The 18,125-nt window shown below is 73.3% G+C and carries 17 protein-coding genes; 1 reads left to right on the top strand and 16 read right to left on the bottom strand.

The features are described from left to right. Positions 1 to 5: 5 nt before the first annotated feature. From V3C34_RS07795 to V3C34_RS07765, 7 genes are all read right to left on the bottom strand, one after another. Positions 6 to 494: a DUF309 domain-containing protein gene (locus tag V3C34_RS07795; RefSeq protein ID WP_082807551.1), complete on the bottom strand. Its 489-nt coding sequence runs from the start codon at positions 492 to 494 to the stop codon at positions 6 to 8. Then, entirely contained in the window at positions 458 to 2,449 is a 1,992-nt protein-coding gene (locus V3C34_RS07790; protein ID WP_338538412.1) for a M13 family metallopeptidase, read from the bottom strand. Before V3C34_RS07790 ends, V3C34_RS07795 begins: the two co-directional genes overlap by 37 nt. Beyond that, entirely contained in the window at positions 2,446 to 2,661 is a 216-nt protein-coding gene (locus tag V3C34_RS07785) for a hypothetical protein (RefSeq protein WP_170307463.1), read from the bottom strand. The genes V3C34_RS07790 and V3C34_RS07785 overlap by 4 nt, the downstream gene beginning before the upstream one ends. Positions 2,662 to 2,730: 69 nt before the next feature. Beyond that, the gene (gene smc, locus V3C34_RS07780; RefSeq protein WP_346008462.1) at positions 2,731 to 6,324 is read right to left on the bottom strand and encodes a chromosome segregation protein SMC; all 3,594 of its coding nucleotides are present in this window, start codon (positions 6,322 to 6,324) and stop codon (positions 2,731 to 2,733) included. 113 nt (positions 6,325 to 6,437) lie between these two features. Then, complete coding sequence (gene map, locus V3C34_RS07775) at positions 6,438 to 7,199, bottom strand: type I methionyl aminopeptidase (protein ID WP_068325172.1); 762 nt, start codon at positions 7,197 to 7,199, stop codon at positions 6,438 to 6,440. Then, positions 7,196 to 7,510, bottom strand: a complete 315-nt coding sequence (locus V3C34_RS07770; RefSeq protein WP_068325173.1) for a chorismate mutase — start codon at positions 7,508 to 7,510, stop codon at positions 7,196 to 7,198. The genes map and V3C34_RS07770 overlap by 4 nt, the downstream gene beginning before the upstream one ends. A gap of 44 nt (positions 7,511 to 7,554) precedes the next feature. Continuing rightward, positions 7,555 to 7,845 carry an acylphosphatase gene (locus V3C34_RS07765; protein WP_068325174.1) on the bottom strand — a complete coding sequence of 97 codons (291 nt, stop codon included), beginning with the start codon at positions 7,843 to 7,845 and terminating at the stop codon, positions 7,555 to 7,557. A gap of 70 nt (positions 7,846 to 7,915) precedes the next feature. Here V3C34_RS07765 and V3C34_RS07760 point away from each other — a divergent pair, with 70 nt between their 5' ends. Further along, positions 7,916 to 9,826, top strand: coding sequence for an acyltransferase family protein (locus V3C34_RS07760; protein WP_346008461.1), 1,911 nt, complete (start codon positions 7,916 to 7,918; stop codon positions 9,824 to 9,826). A 6-nt stretch (positions 9,827 to 9,832) separates the two neighbouring features. Here the strand turns inward: V3C34_RS07760 and mutM are convergent, their stop codons facing one another. From mutM to V3C34_RS07715, 9 genes are all read right to left on the bottom strand, one after another. Then, a complete protein-coding gene (gene mutM, locus V3C34_RS07755) occupies positions 9,833 to 10,699 on the bottom strand; it encodes a bifunctional DNA-formamidopyrimidine glycosylase/DNA-(apurinic or apyrimidinic site) lyase (RefSeq protein WP_068325176.1) in 867 nt (288 codons plus the stop codon). An 11-nt stretch (positions 10,700 to 10,710) separates the two neighbouring features. Beyond that, positions 10,711 to 11,457: a ribonuclease III gene (rnc, locus tag V3C34_RS07750; protein WP_338538416.1), complete on the bottom strand. Its 747-nt coding sequence runs from the start codon at positions 11,455 to 11,457 to the stop codon at positions 10,711 to 10,713. Positions 11,458 to 11,470: 13 nt separating this feature from the next. Continuing rightward, complete coding sequence (gene rpmF, locus V3C34_RS07745; protein ID WP_068325178.1) at positions 11,471 to 11,665, bottom strand: 50S ribosomal protein L32; 195 nt, start codon at positions 11,663 to 11,665, stop codon at positions 11,471 to 11,473. 1 nt (position 11,666) lies between these two features. Next, positions 11,667 to 12,263, bottom strand: coding sequence for a YceD family protein (locus V3C34_RS07740; RefSeq protein ID WP_068325179.1), 597 nt, complete (start codon positions 12,261 to 12,263; stop codon positions 11,667 to 11,669). 125 nt (positions 12,264 to 12,388) lie between these two features. Next, positions 12,389 to 12,871: a pantetheine-phosphate adenylyltransferase gene (gene coaD, locus V3C34_RS07735; RefSeq protein ID WP_068325180.1), complete on the bottom strand. Its 483-nt coding sequence runs from the start codon at positions 12,869 to 12,871 to the stop codon at positions 12,389 to 12,391. Then, positions 12,868 to 13,425, bottom strand: coding sequence for a hemerythrin domain-containing protein (locus V3C34_RS07730; protein ID WP_338538417.1), 558 nt, complete (start codon positions 13,423 to 13,425; stop codon positions 12,868 to 12,870). The genes coaD and V3C34_RS07730 overlap by 4 nt, the downstream gene beginning before the upstream one ends. Before the next feature lie 50 nt (positions 13,426 to 13,475). Then, the gene (gene rsmD / locus V3C34_RS07725) at positions 13,476 to 14,051 is read right to left on the bottom strand and encodes a 16S rRNA (guanine(966)-N(2))-methyltransferase RsmD (RefSeq protein ID WP_068325182.1); all 576 of its coding nucleotides are present in this window, start codon (positions 14,049 to 14,051) and stop codon (positions 13,476 to 13,478) included. Between the two features lie 55 nt (positions 14,052 to 14,106). After that, positions 14,107 to 16,326, bottom strand: coding sequence for an ATP-dependent DNA helicase RecG (locus V3C34_RS07720; protein ID WP_346008460.1), 2,220 nt, complete (start codon positions 16,324 to 16,326; stop codon positions 14,107 to 14,109). Then, positions 16,326 to 17,981: a DAK2 domain-containing protein gene (locus V3C34_RS07715; protein WP_346008459.1), complete on the bottom strand. Its 1,656-nt coding sequence runs from the start codon at positions 17,979 to 17,981 to the stop codon at positions 16,326 to 16,328. The genes V3C34_RS07720 and V3C34_RS07715 overlap by 1 nt, the downstream gene beginning before the upstream one ends. Between the last annotated feature and the right edge of the window lie 144 nt (positions 17,982 to 18,125).

The following is an 18,125-nucleotide window of genomic DNA, read 5'->3' as shown; positions in this document are numbered from 1 at the left end:
ACCCGTCAGGAGCGAAGGGAGGGCACCGGCACCGTCTCCTCCGGACGGGCCGCGAGGGCGCGTGCCCAGACGAGCAGCCCGGCGACGTCGATCCCGTGCGGGGCGATGGCGACGTAGCGCTCGATGGCGTCAGCGCCTCGCGTCGTGACGGTGGTGGCGCCGCGCCGGTTGCCGCGGCGCTGGTGCGTCAGGCCGACGGCGAGCTGGGCCAGGCCCTGCCAGAGGGCGCGCTCCGGCTCGGGCGCGGACTTCCACTGCTCCTCGAGGACCTCGTGGGCGTGGAAGGGCATGCCCCGGTCGAGCCACTCCTGGGCCTCGGCGAGCGCCTCGTCGGGCGTGCGCTCGCGCGCCTCGACCCGCTCGGCGCCGGGGCTGCCGTACGGGAGCGGTCGCCCCAGCCCGTCTCGGGGACGGGCCTGCTCGGCCCGTCCCTCGGCGTTGCGGTCGCGGGGCCCGGTCAGAAGAGCGTCACCCGCTGCTCGGGCGCGAGCCACATGCCGTCGCCCTCACGGGTGCCGTAGGCCTCGTGGAAGGCGTCGATGTTGCGCACGGCGTTGCCCCGCACGTCCTGCGGGCTGTGCGGGTCCACGGCGAGCAGGCGCACGGCCTCCTCGGTGCGGGCGTCGCCGCACCACACGCGGGCCCAGTTGTTGAAGAAGCGTTGGTCGCCGGTCAGTCCGTCCTCGCCCACCTGCTGCGCGACCTCGTCACCGACCGCGATGCGGTAGGCCGCGTGCCCGATGGCCAGCCCGCCGATGTCGCCGATGTTCTCGCCGACGGTCAGGGCGCCGTTGACGGTGTGGCCCGGCGCGTGGCGGGTCGTGTACGCGTCGAACTGCGCGATGAGCGCCTCGCGACGCTCGTCGAAGGCCTCGCGGTCGGACGCGGTCCACCAGTCACGCAGGTTGCCCTGCCCGTCGAAGGTCGAGCCGGCGTCGTCGAAGCCGTGCCCGATCTCGTGGCCGATGACCGCACCGATGCCGCCGTAGTTGTCGGCGTCCTCGCCCTCGGCGTCGAAGAAGGGCGGCTGGAGGATCGCCGCGGGGAAGACGATCTCGTTGAGGCCGGGGTTGTAGTACGCGTTGACCGTCTGGGGCGTGAGGAACCACTCGTCCCGGTCGACCGGACCGCCGAGCTTGGCGAGCTGGCGGTCGACCTCGAAGGCCGCGACGCGTCGCACGTTGCCCACCAGGTCGTCCTCGCGGATCTCGAGCGCGGAGTAGTCGCGCCACCGCTGCGGGTGACCGACCTTGGGGGTGAAGGCGTCGAGCTTGGCGCGGGCCTCCCCCTTCGTCCCCTCGCCCATCCACGTCGACGCCTCGAAGGAGCGACGGAAGGCCTCGACGAGGTGGTCGACGAGCTCGGCCATCCGCTCGCGGGCGGCCGGCGGGAAGTGGCGGGCGACGTAGAGCTCGCCGACGGCCTCGCCGAGGGAGGCGTCGACGAGCGAGACCCCGCGCTTCCAACGGGCGCGCTGCTCCGGGATGCCGGAGAGGGTCCGGCCGACGAAGTCGAACTCCGCCTCGACGATCCGCGCGTCGAGGTAGGCGGCGTGGGACTGGACGATGCGTACCCGCAGCCAGTCCTGCCAGGTGGCCAGGTCGACGCCGTCGAGGGCCGCGGTGAGGCCGCGGAGGAAGTCGGGCTGGCGCACGACGACCTCGTCGAAGGGGGCGCCTGCCCCCAGGCCGCGCGCCCACGCAGCCCAGTCGACGGCGGGCGCGAGCTCGGTGAGGCCGGCCGCGTCGACGAGCGTGTAGGTCTTCACCGGGTCGCGGTTGGCGACGCGGTCCCAGTGGCTCTCGGCGAGCCGGGTCTCGAGGTCGACGACCCGCTCGGCGGTCCGTGCCGCGGTCTCGTCGTCGAGACCGGTCGCGAGGGTGAGGAGCCGCGCGACGTGGTCACGGTAGGCCGCGAGGATCGGCGCGTGCTGCTCCTCGCGGTAGTAGGACTCGTCGGGCAGGCCCAGGCCGCCCTGCTCGAGGTAGACGACGTAGCGCGAGGAGTCCTTGTCGTCGGTGTTGACGAAGGGGAGGACGAACCCGCTCACGCCCTCGCGCCCGAGGCGCCCGGTGAGGGCGACGAGGTCCGGGATGCTCGTGGCGGTGTCGACGCTCTCGAGCAGGTCGCGGATCGGCTCGACCCCGAGCTCGTCGGCGCGCGCCTCGTCGAGGAAGGAGCGGTAGAGCGCACCGACCTTGCCCGCGACGTCGTCGGCGGCCAGCTCGCCGGACTCGACGCCGGCGCTCACCTCCTCGATGAGCACGCGGACGTCCTCCTCGGCCTGCTCGCGCAGCACGTCGAAGACCCCGTACCGACCGCGGTCGGACGGGATCTGCACGGCCTGCAGCCAGTGGTTGTTGACGTGCCCGAAGAGGTCGTCCTGCGGACGCACCCGTGGGTCCACCGGCCCGCGGAAGGCCGGGACGTCCTCGGGTGCGGCGCTCATGAGGCCTTGCGCTTGCCGGGCGCGGCGCTGGAGATGAGGCTCGAGGCGCTGCTCGCGGCCCCGTCGGCGCTCTCGCGGACCTTGACCACGACCCGCTCCCCGCGCGCCGTGAGGATCTCGCGGCCCTCGCGTCGGGCGGGCAGGGCGACGATCGCCATCACGGCGAGGGACAGGGCGAGGCAGATCAGCAGGCCCACGATCATGGCGGTCATGGGGCCCATCGTCTCCCGGGCGGCGCGGCGTCTCAACCCGACCCGCCGGACGGACCGGGGCGAAGGGGGTCAGGCCGGCTGCTGCTCGCCCGCGGGGGCCACGTCGCGCAGGCGCTGGCTCACGACAGTGGTGATCCCGTCGCCGCGCATCGAGACGCCGTAGAGGGCGTCGGCGACCTCCATCGTCTTCTTCTGGTGGGTGATGACGATCAGCTGGCTGGAGTCGCGCAGCTCCTCGAAGAGCATGATCAGGCGCCCGAGGTTGGTGTCGTCGAGGGCGGCCTCGACCTCGTCCATGATGTAGAAGGGCGAGGGCCGGGCCTTGAAGATCGACACGAGCAGGGCGACGGCGACGAGGGAGCGCTCACCACCGGAGAGCAGCGACAGGCGCTTGACCTTCTTGCCCGGCGGGCGGGCCTCGACCTCGATGCCCGTCGTGAGCATGTTGGCCGGGTCCGTGAGGAGCAGCCTCCCCTCGCCCCCGGGGAAGAGGCGGGAGAAGACGCCCTCGAACTGCTCGGCGGTGTCGGCGAAGGCCTCGGAGAAGACCTGCTCCACCCGCTCGTCGATCTCCGCGACGATGTCCAGGAGGTCCTTCCTGGACTGGCGCAGGTCCTCCAGCTGGGTCGAGAGGAAGGTGTGCCGCTCCTCGAGCGCCGCGAACTCCTCGAGCGCCAGCGGGTTGACCTTGCCCAGGGCCTTCAGGCCGCGCTCGGCGGTGCGCAGGCGCTTCTCCTGGACCTCGCGGACGTAGGGCTGCGGGTCGGGGAAGTCCTCTGACTCCGGGTCCTCGTCGGGTCCCGCGACGTGCGGGACCAGGCGGTGCGGGCCGAACTCCTCCATGAGCACGTCGGGGTCGACGCCGAGCTCCTCGATCGCCTTGGCCTGCAGCTGCTCGATCCGCGCGATCTGCTGGGCCCGCGCGACCTCGTCGCGGTGGACCTCGTCGGTCAGCTCGCGCAGCGCGTCCTGCTGCTCGGCCAGCTCTGTCCGCAGCACCCGCAGGGCCTCGTCGCGCTCGGTGCGGGCGGACTCCCCCGCGTCGCGCTGCTCGGCCGCGACCCGGGCGGCGGCCGCGATGCGCTCGCCGGACCAGCGCGCGGCGGTCTCGACGGCGGCGGCGACCTCGGCCTCCCGGCGGCGACGCTCCCTTCGCGCCCGCAGGCGCTCACGGGCGGCGATCTCGTTGCGGGCGGCGCCCTCGAGCGACTCGGCCCGGCCGTGGAGCGAGCGGGCGCGCTCCTCCTTGGTGCGAAGGGCGAGACGCACCTCGGTCTCGGCGGCCCGGGCCGCGCGGGCCTCGAGCTCGAGACGCTCACGGTCGTCGGTGACCTCCTCGGCGTCGTCCTCGACGGGCGCGGCGGACGCGTCCTCGAGGCGCTGCTCGAGCTCGGCGAGCTCGGTGCGGTCGGCCTCCAGGGCCGTGGTGACCTCGGCGATCTTCGTGCGGGTGCGCTCGGCCTCGGCCCGAGCGGTACGGGTCGTCGTGCCGAGCCCACCGAGCTGCTCGGCGACCGCGGCCATGCGCGCGTCGGACTCGTGGAGGGCCTCCATCGCCGCGTCGCGCCCCTCGACTCGTTCGGCGAGCACGGCCCGCGCGGTGGTGAGGGCGAAGGTCGCCTCCTCGCTGCGGCGGGTGGCGTCCTCGAGCGTCGCGCGCGTCTCGTCGACGGCGGCCTGCAGCTCGAGCAGGCTCGGCGCGGCGCTCGACCCCCCGCGGACGAACCCCGGCCCGTAGACGTCCCCGTCGCTGGTGACCGCGGTGAGGTGGCCCAGCTCATCGACGAGCGCGAGGGCGCTCGGGGTGTCGGGCACGAGGGCGACACGCTCGAGCACCTGCTCGACGGCGGGGCGGACCCCGTCGGGGGCCTCGACGACGTCGAGCGCCCAGACGGCGTGGTCCGGCAGGGCCGGCCAGCCGGCCCGGTCGGAGGGGCGGGCGGTCGCACCGACGACGAGCGTCGCGCGACCCGCGTCGTCGGTGCGCAGGCGCTCGACCGCGCGGGCGGCGGCGTCGACGCTGCCGACCGCGAGCGCGTTGCCGGCCTGGTCGAGGGCCGCGGCGACGGCCGCCTCGTGGCCCCCGGTCACGGTGACGAGCTCGGCGACCGAGCCGATGATCTCGTGGTCGGCGTCCGCGGCCTCGCGCAGCGACTCCACGCCGTCCTTGCGACGCAGACTCATCTCGAGGGCCTCGAGACGGGCACGGGCGGAGTCGCGCTCGCGCTCGGCGGCCCGGCCGGCCTCGACGATGCGCTCGACCTCCTGGGCGGCCGCGTCGTGGGCGTCGGCGGCGCGCTCGTAGACCTCGTCCAGGCCCTCCTCGCTCCCTTCCTCGTCGGCGATCGTGCCCTCGAGGCGGGTGAACTCGCGCTCGGCCTCGTCGGCCCGGGCCAGGGCGGTCGCGACGACCTCCTCGAGGCGCCCGACCTCTGCCTCGCGGGCCTCGACGCGGGAGCGCCGGGCGCCCACCTGGCCGGCGAGCCGGGCGAGGCCCTCGCGGCGGTCGGCCGCCCGCTGGGCGAGGGTGGCGATCCGCCGCTGCTCCGCGGCGTGGGCCTGCTCGGCGGCCTCGCGCGCGGCGACGGCCGCGGCGAGCTGCTCGGTGATCGCGGCGACCTCGGCGCGCAGCGCCTCCTCGTCGCCGCGGGCCTGGGCGGCCTGGGCGCGCAGGGCCTCGGGGTCGCGCCCGCTCGTCGTCTCCTCCTGCTCGTCCTGCCCGAGCAGGCGCACCCGCTCGGCGGCCAGGGAGGCGGTGGCGGAGAGTCGGTCGGTGAGCGAGGCGAGGCGCACGGCGCGCTGCTGCGCGGCAGCGAGCTCGGCGGCGGCGGAGGCACCGGCCTCCTCGTGCTCGGTGATCCGGGCGCGGGCGGCGAGCACGGCCTGCTCGAGGCCCTTGCGGCGCTCGAGCATCGCCTGCTCGTCGGCGACCTCCTGCTGCAGGGCCGAGGTCATCCGCACGAGGTCGTCGGCGAGCAAGCGGTGCCGGGCGTCCCGGGCGTCGGCCTGGATGACGGCCGCCTTGCGGGCGGTCTCGGCCTGGCGCCCGAGCGGCCCGAGCTGGCGGCGGATCTCGGTCGTCAGGTCGGCGACCCGGGAGAGGTTGGCCTCCATCCCCTCGAGCTTGCGGATCGCCTTTTCCTTGCGCTTGCGGTGCTTGAGGACCCCGGCGGCCTCCTCGATGAACCCCCGGCGTTCCTCCGGCGTCGCGCGCAGCACCGCGTCGAGCTGGCCCTGGCCGACGATGACGTGCATCTCACGACCGATGCCCGAGTCGGAGAGCAGCTCCTGGACGTCGAGCAGTCGGCACGACGTGCCGTTGATCGCGTACTCCGAGCCGCCGTTGCGGAACATCGTCCGGCTGATCGTCACCTCGGTGTAGTCGATCGGCAGCGCACCGTCGGTGTTGTCGATCGTCATCGTCACCTCGGCGCGACCCAGCGCCGCCCGGCCGGTCGTCCCGGCGAAGATGACGTCCTCCATCTTGCCGCCGCGCAGCGACTTCGCCCCCTGCTCCCCCATCACCCAGGCGAGCGCGTCCACGACATTGGACTTGCCGGACCCGTTCGGCCCGACGATGCACGTGATCCCCGGCTCGAGCCGCAGGTGCGTCGCCGAGGCGAACGACTTGAAGCCCTTGAGGGTGAGGCTCTTGACGTACACGAGCGAGGCGCTCCTCGGGCCGACGGGTGGATTCGGGCCACTCTACTTCGCCGGCTCCCCGCGGGGTCGGCTCCGGCTCGGACCGGCGCCGGTGCTCACGCGCGGGTCATGACTCAGGCGGTGAGGACGATCGGGTCCCCGTCGGTGATGGCGACGGTGTGCTCGCTGTGCGCGCCGCGGGAACCGTCCGCGCTGCGGAGGGTCCAGCCGTCGGGGTCGGTGTAGATCTCGTCGGTCGTGGCGAGGAACCACGGCTCGATGGCGATCGTCAGGCCGGGACGAAGGGGGATGCCGCGTCCCGGGCGGCCGTCGTTGCTCACGTGCGGGTCACCGTGCATCTCGCGGCCGACGCCGTGGCCGCCGAACTGCGTGTTGATCGAGTAGCCCTCGGCCCGAGCGACGGCCGCGATGGCGGCGCTGATGTCACCGATCTTGTGGCCGGGCCGGGCGACCTCGATGGCTGCGGCGAGCGCGCGCTCGGTGGTGTCGATGAGGCGCAGGTCCTCCGGGTCGGGCGTCCCGACGACGAAGGAGCGGGCCGCGTCGCACACCCAGTTGTCCACGGAGACGGCGAAGTCGACGGACAGCAGGTCGCCGTCGCGCAGCCGGTAGTCGTGGGGCAGGCCGTGGAGGACCGCGTCGTTGACCGACGTGCACAGCACCTTGCCGAAGGGGGACGCGCCGAAGGAGGGGTGGTAGTCGATGTAGCAGGAGGTGCCGCCGGCGGCGCGGATCATCTCGTGCGCGACCGCGTCGAGCTCGAGCAGGTTGGTGCCGACCTCGGCGACCTCGGTGAGCCGCTGGAGCACGTCGCGCACCAGGCGACCGGCCGGGCGCATCGCCTCGACCTCGTCAGGGGTCTTCAGCTCGATCATCGGGGCTCCTGCCCGCTCGTCGCCTGCTGGCTGGCGATCTGCTCGTGGTGGTGGATGACCTCGGCGATGACGAAGTTGAGGAACTTCTCCGCGAAGACCGGGTCGAGCCCGGCGTCGTCCGCGAGGTCACGCAGGCGGGCGATCTGGCGCTCCTCGCGCGCCGGGTCGGCCGGCGGCAGGGCCAGCTCGGCCTTGAGGACGCCGACCCGCTGCGTCGCCTTGAACCTCTCGGCCAGCAGGTGGACCAGCGCCGCGTCGATGTTGTCGATGGACTGGCGCAGCCGCAGCAGCTCGGGGGGTGTCTCGCTCACCGGGTCAAGGCTAGGTCACGCGGCGTGGTGGCCCCGAGGCGATCTCACTTCTCGACGAAGCCGGCGATGTCCCCCTTCGCCGCTCCCTCCTGCCGCACGACGGAGGTGACGGCGCCGGGTCGGCGGGCGGTCGAGGGCTCCTCGCGCAGCAGCGCGTCCAACGCGTCGAGGGACGAAGGGGGCCCCTCCGCCACCACCTCGACCCGCCCGTCGTCGGTGTTGCGGGCGTGACCGACCAGCCCCAGCTCGAGCGCCCGGGCGCGGGTCCACCAGCGGAAGCCCACTCCCTGCACCCGTCCCCGGACGAACCACGTCGCACGCGCCACACCACTCATGGGCGCGAAACCTACCCGTCCACGGTGCGCCTCCCCCACCGGAGGCCCCGGAGTGCCTAGCGTCGACCCCGTGGGTCAGCCAACTGCCACCGACGCGCCACGCGATTCGGCACCCGCCGCGCTCCTCCCCGCCGCACCGACGGCCCCGGGACGGTCCCGGCGTGGCCACCTGGCGGGCCTGGACGGCCTCCGGGCGCTGGCGATCATCTCCGTGCTCGTCTTCCACCTCGACCCCGCGTGGCTGCCCGGCGGCTTCCTCGGCGTCGACATCTTCTTCGTCATCTCGGGCTTCCTCATCACGACGCTCCTCGTGCGCGAGCGCCGCAGCACAGGCGGGGTCGACCTGCGCGGGTTCTGGACCCGCCGGGCCCGACGCCTGCTCCCCGCCCTGCTCGTCGTCGTGCCGGCCGCGATCCTCATCGCCCGCACGGTCGAGGCCGACCTGCTCGTCGGCATCCGCCGCCAGGCCCTCGGCGCCCTGACCTTCTCGACCAACTGGCTCGAGATCGCGAGCGGCAGCAACTACTTCGCCGCGACCTCACCGCAGCTGTTCATGAACTTCTGGAGCCTCGCGGTCGAGGAGCAGTTCTACCTCTTCTGGCCGCTCGTCATGCTCGGCCTGATGTGGGTGCACCGACGCTTCGCCGTCACCGAGGGCGCCGTGGCCACCCTCGTGCTCGGTATCGGCCTGGTCTCCGCGCTGCTCATGGCCGTGACCTTCGACCCCGCGGCACCGACCGTCGCGTACTACGGCACGCACACCCACCTCTTCGGGCTCATGCTCGGGGCGGCGCTCGCGATCGTCTGGACCGGCCCCCTGCGCGCCTACACGACGACGTCCCTGTGGCGGGCCCGTCGCGGCTGGCTCGTGGGCGCGTCGTTCGCGACGATCGCGCTGCTCCTCGCCGTGGCCGGGGAGGACCACGCGTGGACCTTCCGCCTGGGCATCCCCCTCGTCTCGGTGGCCAGTGCCATCCTGCTGCTCGCCGCCGTCGAGCGACCGGGCCGACTGCGGACCGTGCTCGAGCTGCCGCCGCTGACGTGGATCGGTCAGCGGTCGTACGGCATCTACCTGTGGCACTGGCCGGTCATCCTCATCGTCGCCCAGGACATCCCGACCAACGCCGGCACCTCGGAGTTCGTCTGGACCCGCGTGTGGGCGGTCGTCGTGACGCTCGCGATCGCGGACCTGTCCTTCCGCTTCGTCGAGACGCCGGTGCGCCGCCTCGGCTTCCGCGGCACCGCCCGTCGCATCGGGCGCGCCTTCTCCCTCCGCTCCGCCCGCAGCCGCAAGGTCGTCCTCGGCGTCGCGGTCGTGGCCGCGATGGTCTTCGGGATCGTCCTGGTGACCGCGCCGGAGACCACGACGACGCAGCAGACGATCGAGCGCAACCAGGCCCGGGCCTCCGCACCGCGCCAGACCGCGCCGGTCAAGACCTTCAGCGGGACCAAGAGCTTCACGATGCCGAAGGGGGACGAGATCGACGTCTTCGGCGACTCGATGGTCGTCGGCTCGGTCCCGGCGCTGGAGTACTACTTCCCCGGCATCCAGATCGACGCCAGGTCCAACCGCCGCTGGACCGACGGCCTGAGGGCCGTGGACGCCGCCGGCAGCTCGCTGCGGCGCGCGGTCGTCCTCGCCTTCGGCACCAACGCCGGCACCGACACCGCCACCCTGGAGCGGATCCTCGACCGGGTCGGCGAGGACCGCATGGTCGTCATCGTCAACCTGCACGCCGACCGGCTCTCGCGCATCGACGACGACAACGCCGCCCTGAAGGAGGTCGCCGACGCCCACCCCAACGTCGCCCTCGCCGACTGGGACGCCGCGGTCGTCGCGCAGGACCTGCAGGCCGACGGCATCCACCCCTCGCTCGGCGGCGCGCACACCTACGCGGCGACCATCCGCCAGGCCTTCGCCGACCTGTCCGAGAAGCACACCGGCAAGGCCGTGCGGCTCAAGGAGCTCCCCCGCCCCTGAGCGGCCTCAGAGCCCGCGGGGCCGGACCTGGCAGCGCGGGCAGCTCGTCGAGCTGCGGTTCATGAACTGCTCCCGCCGCATGGTGCTCCCGCAGCGCGGGCACGGCCGGCCTTCCTGGCCGTAGGCGGCGAGGGAGCGGTCGAAGTACCCCGAGGCACCGTTCACGTTGACGTAGAGCGCGTCGAAGCTCGTCCCGCCCTGGCCCAGCGCCTCGGCCATCACGTCGCGGGCGTGGTCGAGCAGCCGGCCGATCGTCGGCTTGGTGAGCGCGGAGGCAAGGCGCTCCCCGTGGACCTGCGCGCGCCACAGGGCCTCGTCGGCGTAGATGTTGCCGATCCCCGAGACGACGGTCTGGTTGAGCAGGACCCGCTTGATCCCGCTGCGGCGTGCCTTGATGTCGCGCACGACGGCGTCCCGGTCGTAGCCGGGGTCGAAAGGGTCGCGCGCGATGTGCGCGACGCTCGTCGGCACCCCGTCGACGAGGTCGGCGAGCGCGAAGCCGCCGAAGGTCCGCTGGTCGACGAAGCGCAGCTCGCGACCGCCGTCGGTGAAGGAGACCCGCGCGTGGGTGTGCCTGGCCTCCGCGTCCGCCGGGTCGGTGACGAGGAGCTGCCCGCTCATCCCGAGGTGGACGATCAGGGCCTCGTCGGCCACCGCGTCCGGCGCGTCCGCCAGGGACAGCCACAGGTACTTGCCGCGGCGGTGCGCCCCGGTGACCGTGCGTCCCGCGAGCCGGTCCGACAGGTCCTGCGGCCCGGGGGCGTGACGACGCGCGACCCGGTGGCCGTGCAGGACGACGGTCGAGATGGTCCGGCCCGTCACGTGGTCGGCGAGGCCTCGTCGCACGACCTCGACCTCGGGCAGCTCAGGCACGTCGGGTCACGTCAGGCGGGATTCATCGGCTCGTGCACGACCAGGGTGGCGTAGGCGTCGGCCGCGGCCTGCTGCTCCGCGACCTTCTTCGTCCGGCCGGTCCCGTGACCGCGGACCTCGTCGCCGACGACCGCCTCTGCGGTGAAGGTCTTGTCGTGGTCCGGGCCCTCGTCGCGCGTGCGGTAGAGGACCCCGCCGAGTCCTTGGCCGGCGGCGACCTCCTGGAGCGAGGTCTTCCAGTCCAGCCCGGCGCCGAGGGTGGCCGAGCGCTTCATGAGAGGGCCGAGCAGGGAGTGCACGAGCAGCCCGGCGGCGTCGAGCCCGCCCGGCTTGGGGGTCGAGAGGTAGACCGCGCCGATGACCGCCTCGACGGTGTCGGCGAGGATCGAGTTCTTGTCCCGCCCACCGGTGGTCGTCTCGCCGCGGCCGAGCAGGATGTAGTCACCCAGGTCGATGGCACGCGCGACGTCGGCGAGTGCCCGCATGTTGACGACCGCCGCCCGCAGCTTGGCCAGCTCCCCCTCGCTGAGGTCGGGATGGCTCTCGTGCAGGTGGTCGGTGACGACGAGCCCGAGCACGGAGTCCCCGAGAAACTCCAGCCGCTCGTTGTGCGGCAGGCCGCCGTGCTCGTACGAGTACGACCGATGGGTGAGGGCACGCGTGAGCAGCGGCTCGTCGACGGGCTCCCCGGTCACCTCGGTGAGGTACTGGGAGAGCTCCTCGACGGGCCGCTGCTGCGACGAGGTCCTGTCGCTCATTGCGACAGGGGACTCAGGCCTGGTGCTCGGTACGGTCCGCGGTCGCGTAGTAGCGACCCTTGTAGGTACCGCACGACGGGCAGGCCTGGTGGGCCGGCGCCGGGGACTTGCACTGCGGGCAGGTCGACAGCGCGGTGGGCGTTGCCTTCCAGTTCGCGCGGCGGCTACGGGTGTTGGAGCGCGACAGCTTCCGCTTCGGGACGGCCACGTCAGTTCCTCTTCTCTTCGTTGTCCTCATCCCCCGGCCGGGCGGCCAGAGGCGCGAGCGCCTCCAAGGACGCCCACCGGGGGTCGATCAGCTCGTGGTGGTGGTCCGGGTCGTCCTCGAGCCTGGCTCCGCACTCGGAGCACAGTCCCGGGCAGTCGTCCCGGCACACCGGTTGGAACGGCAGGTTCGGCAGAACCGCGTCCCTCAGCACCGGTTCGAGGTCGATCTGGTCGTCCTCGATCTGGTGCTCTTCCTGCTCATCGGCCTCGGCATCCACCTCGCGGTGGTGCTTCGCCCGATCCGGCCAGACGAACAGCTCCTGGAAGTGGTTGTCGACCCGCAGGTCGAGCTCGTCCAGGCACCGCACGCAGGCTCCGACCGCCGTGGCAGAGACCGTCCCCGTCACCAGGACACCCTCGTGCACCGACTCCATCCGCACCTGCAGGTCCATCGGCTGGCCCTGCGGGATGGACAGCACGTCCGTGCCGAAATCGGCTGGCGCCTCGGCCTGGAGGTCCACTTCGTGCATCGACCCGGGACGACGGCCCACGTTCTTGGCGTCGAGCACCAAGGGCGAGGCGGGGGCGTTGCGGTTCATGGCTCCAGTTTCCGTGAGAACGGCCCACGACACGACGACGTAGACCGACGCACCAGAGTACCGGGGGATCCCCCTTCGTCCCAAACCGGCGGATCATCGGTGGTCCGGGCGCGAAGGGAGGGACCTCAGGACCGCGCCAGGCGCTCCAGGAGGCCGGTGCGCACGGCCTCGGGGACGAGGCCGGTGATGTCCCCGCCGAAGCGCGCGACCTCCTTCACCAACGAGCTCGAGATGTGCTCGTGCCGGGGGTTGCCCGGCAGGAAGAGCGTCTCGACCTCGGTGAGGTGCCGGTTCATCAGCGCCATCGGCCACTCGTACGAGAAGTCGATCTCGCCGCGCAGGCCCTTGACCATGACGCCGGCGTCGAGCTGGGTGCACACGTCGACGACGAGCATGTCGGCGAAGGCCTCCACGCGCACGTTGCCCAGGTGGGCCACCTCGTCACGGATGAGGCCCACCCGCTCGTCGACGGTGAAGGTCCCCTGCTTGGCCGGGTTGTGCAGGATCGCGACGACGACCTCGTCGAAGAGTGTCGAGGCCCGCGCGAAGACGTCCAGGTGACCGACGGTGACGGGGTCGTAGGACCCGGGGCAGACCGCCCGCGTCACTCGGAGGGCTGCTCGTCGTTCGGGAGCAGGCCGTCGTCGTAAGCCTTCTTGACGATCTTCTCGACGTTGTCGAGCGAACCGGCGCCGGACTCGAGCAGGGTGTTGCGCTTGGCGAGCCACGTCTCCGCCAGCTGCTGGCGCAGGTCCTCCGACGCATCCTCACGGGCGGGGTTGAGGATCGACAGCTCCTCCTCGCCGATGTGGTGGTTGAGCACCTCGGCCACGGCCTCGAGGGCGTCCTCGAACTTCTGCGTGTCCGTGCCCTTGGCCTGGAGCAGCTTCAGCAGGGCCTCGTTGGTGGCGGCGTGCTCCTCCTCGCCGTGCTCCTCCTCCTCGCCGTCGATGACCTTCTTCGACTTCAGCTTGGGGTAGACCGCCTCCTCCTCCGCCTCGCTGTGCGCGACGAGGAGGTCGGAGAAGGCCACGCGGGCGGCGTCACGGTCCGCGCTCTCGTCGCGCATGGCCCGCATGAGGTCCTCGAGGAGGCGGTGGTCCTGCGAGATGAGGTCGACGATGTCGCCGGACGTGGGCTGCGGGATGGTGTAGTCACTCATGGGACCATTCCTACCCGATCCGGGTGCCGGCACACCGGCGGCGCGACGGCTCAGATCTGGTAGTCGGGGGCGACCCTCGTCGCGAACCACAGGACGGTCTCACCGTAGGACTTCGAGTCCTCGGCGACGATCCCGTCCGGCCACGTCGGCTCGGGCGAGCGCGAGGAGCGCTCGACGACGATCAGCGGCTCCTGGGCGAGCCACTGGTGGGTCAGCAGCATCTCGAGGACCGCGGCCAGCGACTCCTCGGTGACGTCGTACGGCGGGTCGGCGAGCACGAGGTCGTAGTGGAGCGAGGCCGGGCGGTCGAGCGCCTGCTCGACGGTGCTCGACTGCAGGCGCGCCCCCGCGACCCCGAGGTCGGAGATGTTGGCCCGGATCGTGGCCGAGGCGCCACGGTCGGACTCGACGAGCAGCACGCTCGCCGCCCCCCTGCTGGCCGCCTCGAGACCGAGGGCGCCGGAGCCGGCGTAGAGGTCCATGACGTGCGCGCCGTCGATGACGCCGCGCGCCTCGAGCGAGCTGAAGAGCGCCTCACGCACGCGGTCGGTCGTGGGCCGGGTGCCGTCGCCCGTGGGCGTGCGCAGTCGTCGCCCGCCGGCCTCACCGCTGATGATCCGAGTCACGGGTCCATGATGCGCCATGGGCGCGGCCCCGGCCCAACCAGCACGACGGCGGGCCTCAGCCCTTCTCGAGGTAGGCCGCCTGCTCCGCGTCCAGCCAGTCCGCGATCGTCGCCCGCAGGTCGGGGTGGCCGGCCAGGTCGCGGTCCTCGGCGAGCAGCTCCTGGGCGTCCTCGCGGGCTTCCTCGATGATCGTCTCGTCGCGCAGGACGGACAGGTGCTGCAGCTGGCTGCGCACCCCGTGCTGGGCGGTCCCGAGGACATCTCCCTCGCGGCGCTGGGTGAGGTCGAGGCGCGCGAGCTCGAAGCCGTCGGTCGAGCCGGCCACGGCCGTGAGCCGTTCCATCGCGGAGTCGCTGTCCGAGCCCGTCATGAGCAGGCAGACGCCCGGGTGCCCGCCACGACCGACCCGGCCGCGCAGCTGGTGCAGCTGGGAGACGCCGAAGCGGTCGGCGTCGAGGATGACCATCGTCGAGGCGTTGGGGACGTCGACGCCGACCTCGATGACCGTCGTCGAGACGAGGGCGTCGACCTCTCCCGCGTGGAAGCGCGCCATGACCCGGTCCTTGTCCTCCGGTGCCATGCGGCCGTGGAGCATCTCGAGCCGGAGCCCCTGCAGCGCCGGGGTCGCCCGGAGCGTCTCGATGACCTCCTCGACCGCGGCGAGCGGACGCTGCTCGGGCCGCTGGCCCTCGAGGCGCTCGCCGTCGTCGTGCTCGTCGTCGACGACCGACTCCTCCGCGACGAGGTCCGCGCCGTCGGCCTCCTCGCCCTCGTCGCCGCCGATGCGGGGGCAGACGACGTAGGCCTGCCGCCCGGCCGCGACCTCCTCGGCCACCCGCTGCCAGGTGCGCTCGACCCACCCCGGCTTGTGCGTCGGTACGACGTGCGTGGTGATCGGCTGGCGGCCGCGCGGCAGCTCGCGCAGGGTCGAGGTCTCCATGTCGCCGAAGACGGTCATCGCCACCGTCCTCGGGATCGGCGTCGCGGTCATGACGAGCAGGTGCGGGGGCGTGACCCCCTTCGCCCGCAGGGCATCACGCTGCTCGACGCCGAAGCGGTGCTGCTCGTCGACGACGACGAGCGCGAGGTCGGCGAAGGTCACCCTGTCCTCGAGGAGCGCGTGGGTCCCGATGACGATGCCCGCCTGCCCGGAGGCGATCTCGAGCATCGCCTGCTTGCGGCGGGCCGTGGACATCGACCCGGTGAGCAGCGCGACGCGGGTGGCGTGCTCGTCGCCTCCGAGCATCCCCCCGTCGGCCAGGTCACCGAGCATCGCGCGGATCGACGTGGCGTGCTGGGACGCGAGGACCTCGGTGGGGGCGAGCAGCACCGCCTGTCCCCCGGCGTCGACCGCTGCGAGCATCGCGCGCAGGGCGACGATCGTCTTGCCGGAGCCGACCTCGCCCTGCAGCAGGCGGTGCATCGGGGTGGGGCGGGCCATCTCGTCGAGGATCTCGCGACCGACCTGCTGCTGGCCCTCGGTGAGCTCGAAGGGCAGCCGGTCGTCGAACGCGGCGAGGAGACCGCCCTCGCGCGGCGTCCGTCCCCGGGTGACGACGGCCGCCGCGGCGAGCCGACGCTGCCCGAGGATGCACTGCAGGACGAGCGCCTCCTCGTAGCGCAGCCGGGCCTTGCCGGCGGCGACCTCGGCGTGGTCACGGGGGGCGTGGATGGCACGAAGGGCGGCGCCCCGGTCGAGCAGGCCGCGGCGGGTCCGCACGGGCTCGGGGACGGCGTCGACGACGTCGTCGAGCTGGCCCAGGACGAGCCGCACGCAGCGCGTGATCGTCCATGGGTGGACACCTGGTACGTGCCGGTAGATGGGGATGAGGCCGGTGTGCTCGGCGTCGCCGAGCTCACCCAGGGCCGCGGCCTCCTCGAGCGTCGCGTAGCCGGGGTGGGCCAGCTGGCGCACGTTGCGGTACTCCGAGACGGTGCCCGCGAAGAGCAGCTCGCGCCCCGCGACGAGCTTGTGCTCGTGGCCGCGGGCGTCGAAGAAGGTCACCCGCAGGCGCGAGCGCCCGTCCGTGATCGTCGCCTCGAGCATGCGTCCCCGACGCGACTTCATCGTGCGGGTCTCGGCGTGCTCGACGCGGGCCACCGCGACGAGGAAGTCCCCGACGCGCGGCTGCCCGAGGTCGGCCTCGGCGGTGCGGTACCGGCGCGGCCAGAAGTCGAGCAGCTCGCCCACGGTCTCGATCCCGCGGTGCTTGGCCAGCTTGCTCGCGGCCTGGCCGCCGAGCAGCCCCTTGAGCCGGGTGGTCTCCGACGCCACTACTCGGCCCCGAGGAGGAGCAGGTAGTGCGGCTGGCGCCCGTCGACGAGCTCGACCTCGACGCCGGCGCGGTGCTCCACCAGCCACTGCTCGAGCCGGCCGGTGAGGCCCTCGGGCGCGCCCTCGCCGGTGACCATCGTCACGAGGTCGGCGCCGGGGCCGGTCAGGGTCTCCAGCACCCGGGTGGCGACCTCCTCGACGTCGGAGCCGACGATCGTGATGTCGCCGCTCACCACCCCGAGCACGTCGCCGACCTCGCACGGGCCACCCGAGGTCAGCCCGGCCTTGACCGCGATCGTCACCGCGCCGTGCCGGGTGGCGGCAGCGCTGTGCGTCATGGCGAGCACGTTGGCCCGCGCCGGCAGCCCCGGGTCGAAGACGGCCAGCGCGGCGAGCCCCTGCACCGCCGTGGCGGAGGGGATGACGTGGACGGTCTGCCCCTCCTGCGAGGCGGCGTGGGCGGCGGCCTCGGCGGCCATGCGGGTGTCGCGGTCGTTGGGCAGCAGGATGACCTCGGCCGTGCCCGCCGCGCGGACCGCGGCGACGATCTCGCCGGCCGACGCCCGGCGACCGGGGCCCGACGGCAGGGTCGCGGCGCCGGCCTGCTCGAGCAGCTCGGCGATGCCCGGGCCGGCGGCGCAGGCCACGATCGAGACCCCTGCGCGCGGCGGCCCGTGGCCGGGCTCGAGCAGGGTGACGACGACGCGCTGCGGGGCGGCGTGCGCCAGGCCCGCCTCGAGCACGGCCCCGATGTCGTCCGTGTGGACGTGCACGTGGGTGACGTCCTCGGCGGTGGAGACGACGACGCTCTCGCCGAGACCGTCGAGACGGGCGCGAAGGGCGGCGACGCCCCCTTCGTCCACGTCGTGCACGAGGTACATGACCTCGTAGGCCGGGCCCTCGCACCCGCCCGGCGCCGTCACGGCCTCGGTGCGCTCGCGGGACCACTCGGCGCGCCGCTCGAGCGAGATGTTGAGGGTGAACTCGTCGACCGCGTAGTGGTTGTCGGGGCCCTGCTCGCGCACCACCTGGTCGAGCGCCTCGACGAAGAGGAGGTACCCGGCGCCCCCGGCGTCCACGACGCCCGCGTCGGCCAGGACCGGCAGCTGGTCCGGGGTGCGGGCGAGCGCGGTGCGCGCGGCCTCGACCGCGGCCCGGGTCAGGTCGCCGAGGGAGCCGCCGGCCTCGACGACCCGCGTGACCTCCGCGGCGGTCGCGTCCGCGACGCTGAGGATCGTCCCCTCCTGCGGCCTCACGACGCTCTCGCGGGCGCGCCGGGCGCCCTGGCAGACGGCACGGGCGACGGCGGCGACGTCGACCTCGTCGAGGCCCTCGGCGACGACGACCTCGCTCACGCCCCGGATGAGCTGGCTGAGGATGACGCCGGAGTTGCCGCGCGCGGACATGAGCGCGGCGCGGGAGATGGCGGCGGACTCGACGGCGAGCGGCAGCTGCCCCGTGAGCCCGGCGGCCTCCTGCTCCGAGCGGGCGACGTCGAGCGCCTGGTCGAGGGTCAGGTACATGTTGGTGCCGGTGTCGCCGTCGGGCACGGGGTAGACGTTGAGCGCGTCGATCTCGGCACGACGGGCCGCGAGCGCGGCGCGCGTCACGACGACCCACCTGCGCACCGAGTTCGCGTCCAGGACCTCCAGCACGTGCGTCACGTTAGTGGAGCGGCGTCGCACCGTGCGGTACGGGGAGGGCCGCCGGGCCGTTTTGGTCCCGCGGGGCGCCCTCGGCTACTCTGTACCGGTTGCCCGGCGCCGTGTCCCCTCTCCGAGGTGGGCTGCCGGAGCGCA

The sequence above is a fragment of the Janibacter terrae genome (assembly GCF_039636765.1).
Classification (GTDB): domain Bacteria; phylum Actinomycetota; class Actinomycetes; order Actinomycetales; family Dermatophilaceae; genus Janibacter; species Janibacter terrae.
The sequence above is the reverse complement of the archived record's forward strand: the minus strand, read 5'-3'. Positions and strand labels throughout refer to the sequence as shown.

Bases quoted from the DNA above. Each gene is read 5' to 3' on its own strand.
- V3C34_RS07765 (WP_068325174.1), bottom strand. From the start codon at position 7,845: ATGAGTGGTGTGGCGCGTGCGACGTGGTTCGTCCGGGGACGGGTGCAG.
- V3C34_RS07785 (WP_170307463.1), bottom strand. From the start codon at position 2,661: ATGACCGCCATGATCGTGGGCCTGCTGATCTGCCTCGCCCTGTCCCTC.
- V3C34_RS07730 (WP_338538417.1), bottom strand. From the start codon at position 13,425: ATGAGTGACTACACCATCCCGCAGCCCACGTCCGGCGACATCGTCGAC.
- V3C34_RS07740 (WP_068325179.1), bottom strand. From the start codon at position 12,263: ATGAACCGCAACGCCCCCGCCTCGCCCTTGGTGCTCGACGCCAAGAAC.
- map (WP_068325172.1), bottom strand. From the start codon at position 7,199: ATGATCGAGCTGAAGACCCCTGACGAGGTCGAGGCGATGCGCCCGGCC.
- rnc (WP_338538416.1), bottom strand. From the start codon at position 11,457: ATGAGCGACAGGACCTCGTCGCAGCAGCGGCCCGTCGAGGAGCTCTCC.
- V3C34_RS07790 (WP_338538412.1), bottom strand. From the start codon at position 2,449: ATGAGCGCCGCACCCGAGGACGTCCCGGCCTTCCGCGGGCCGGTGGAC.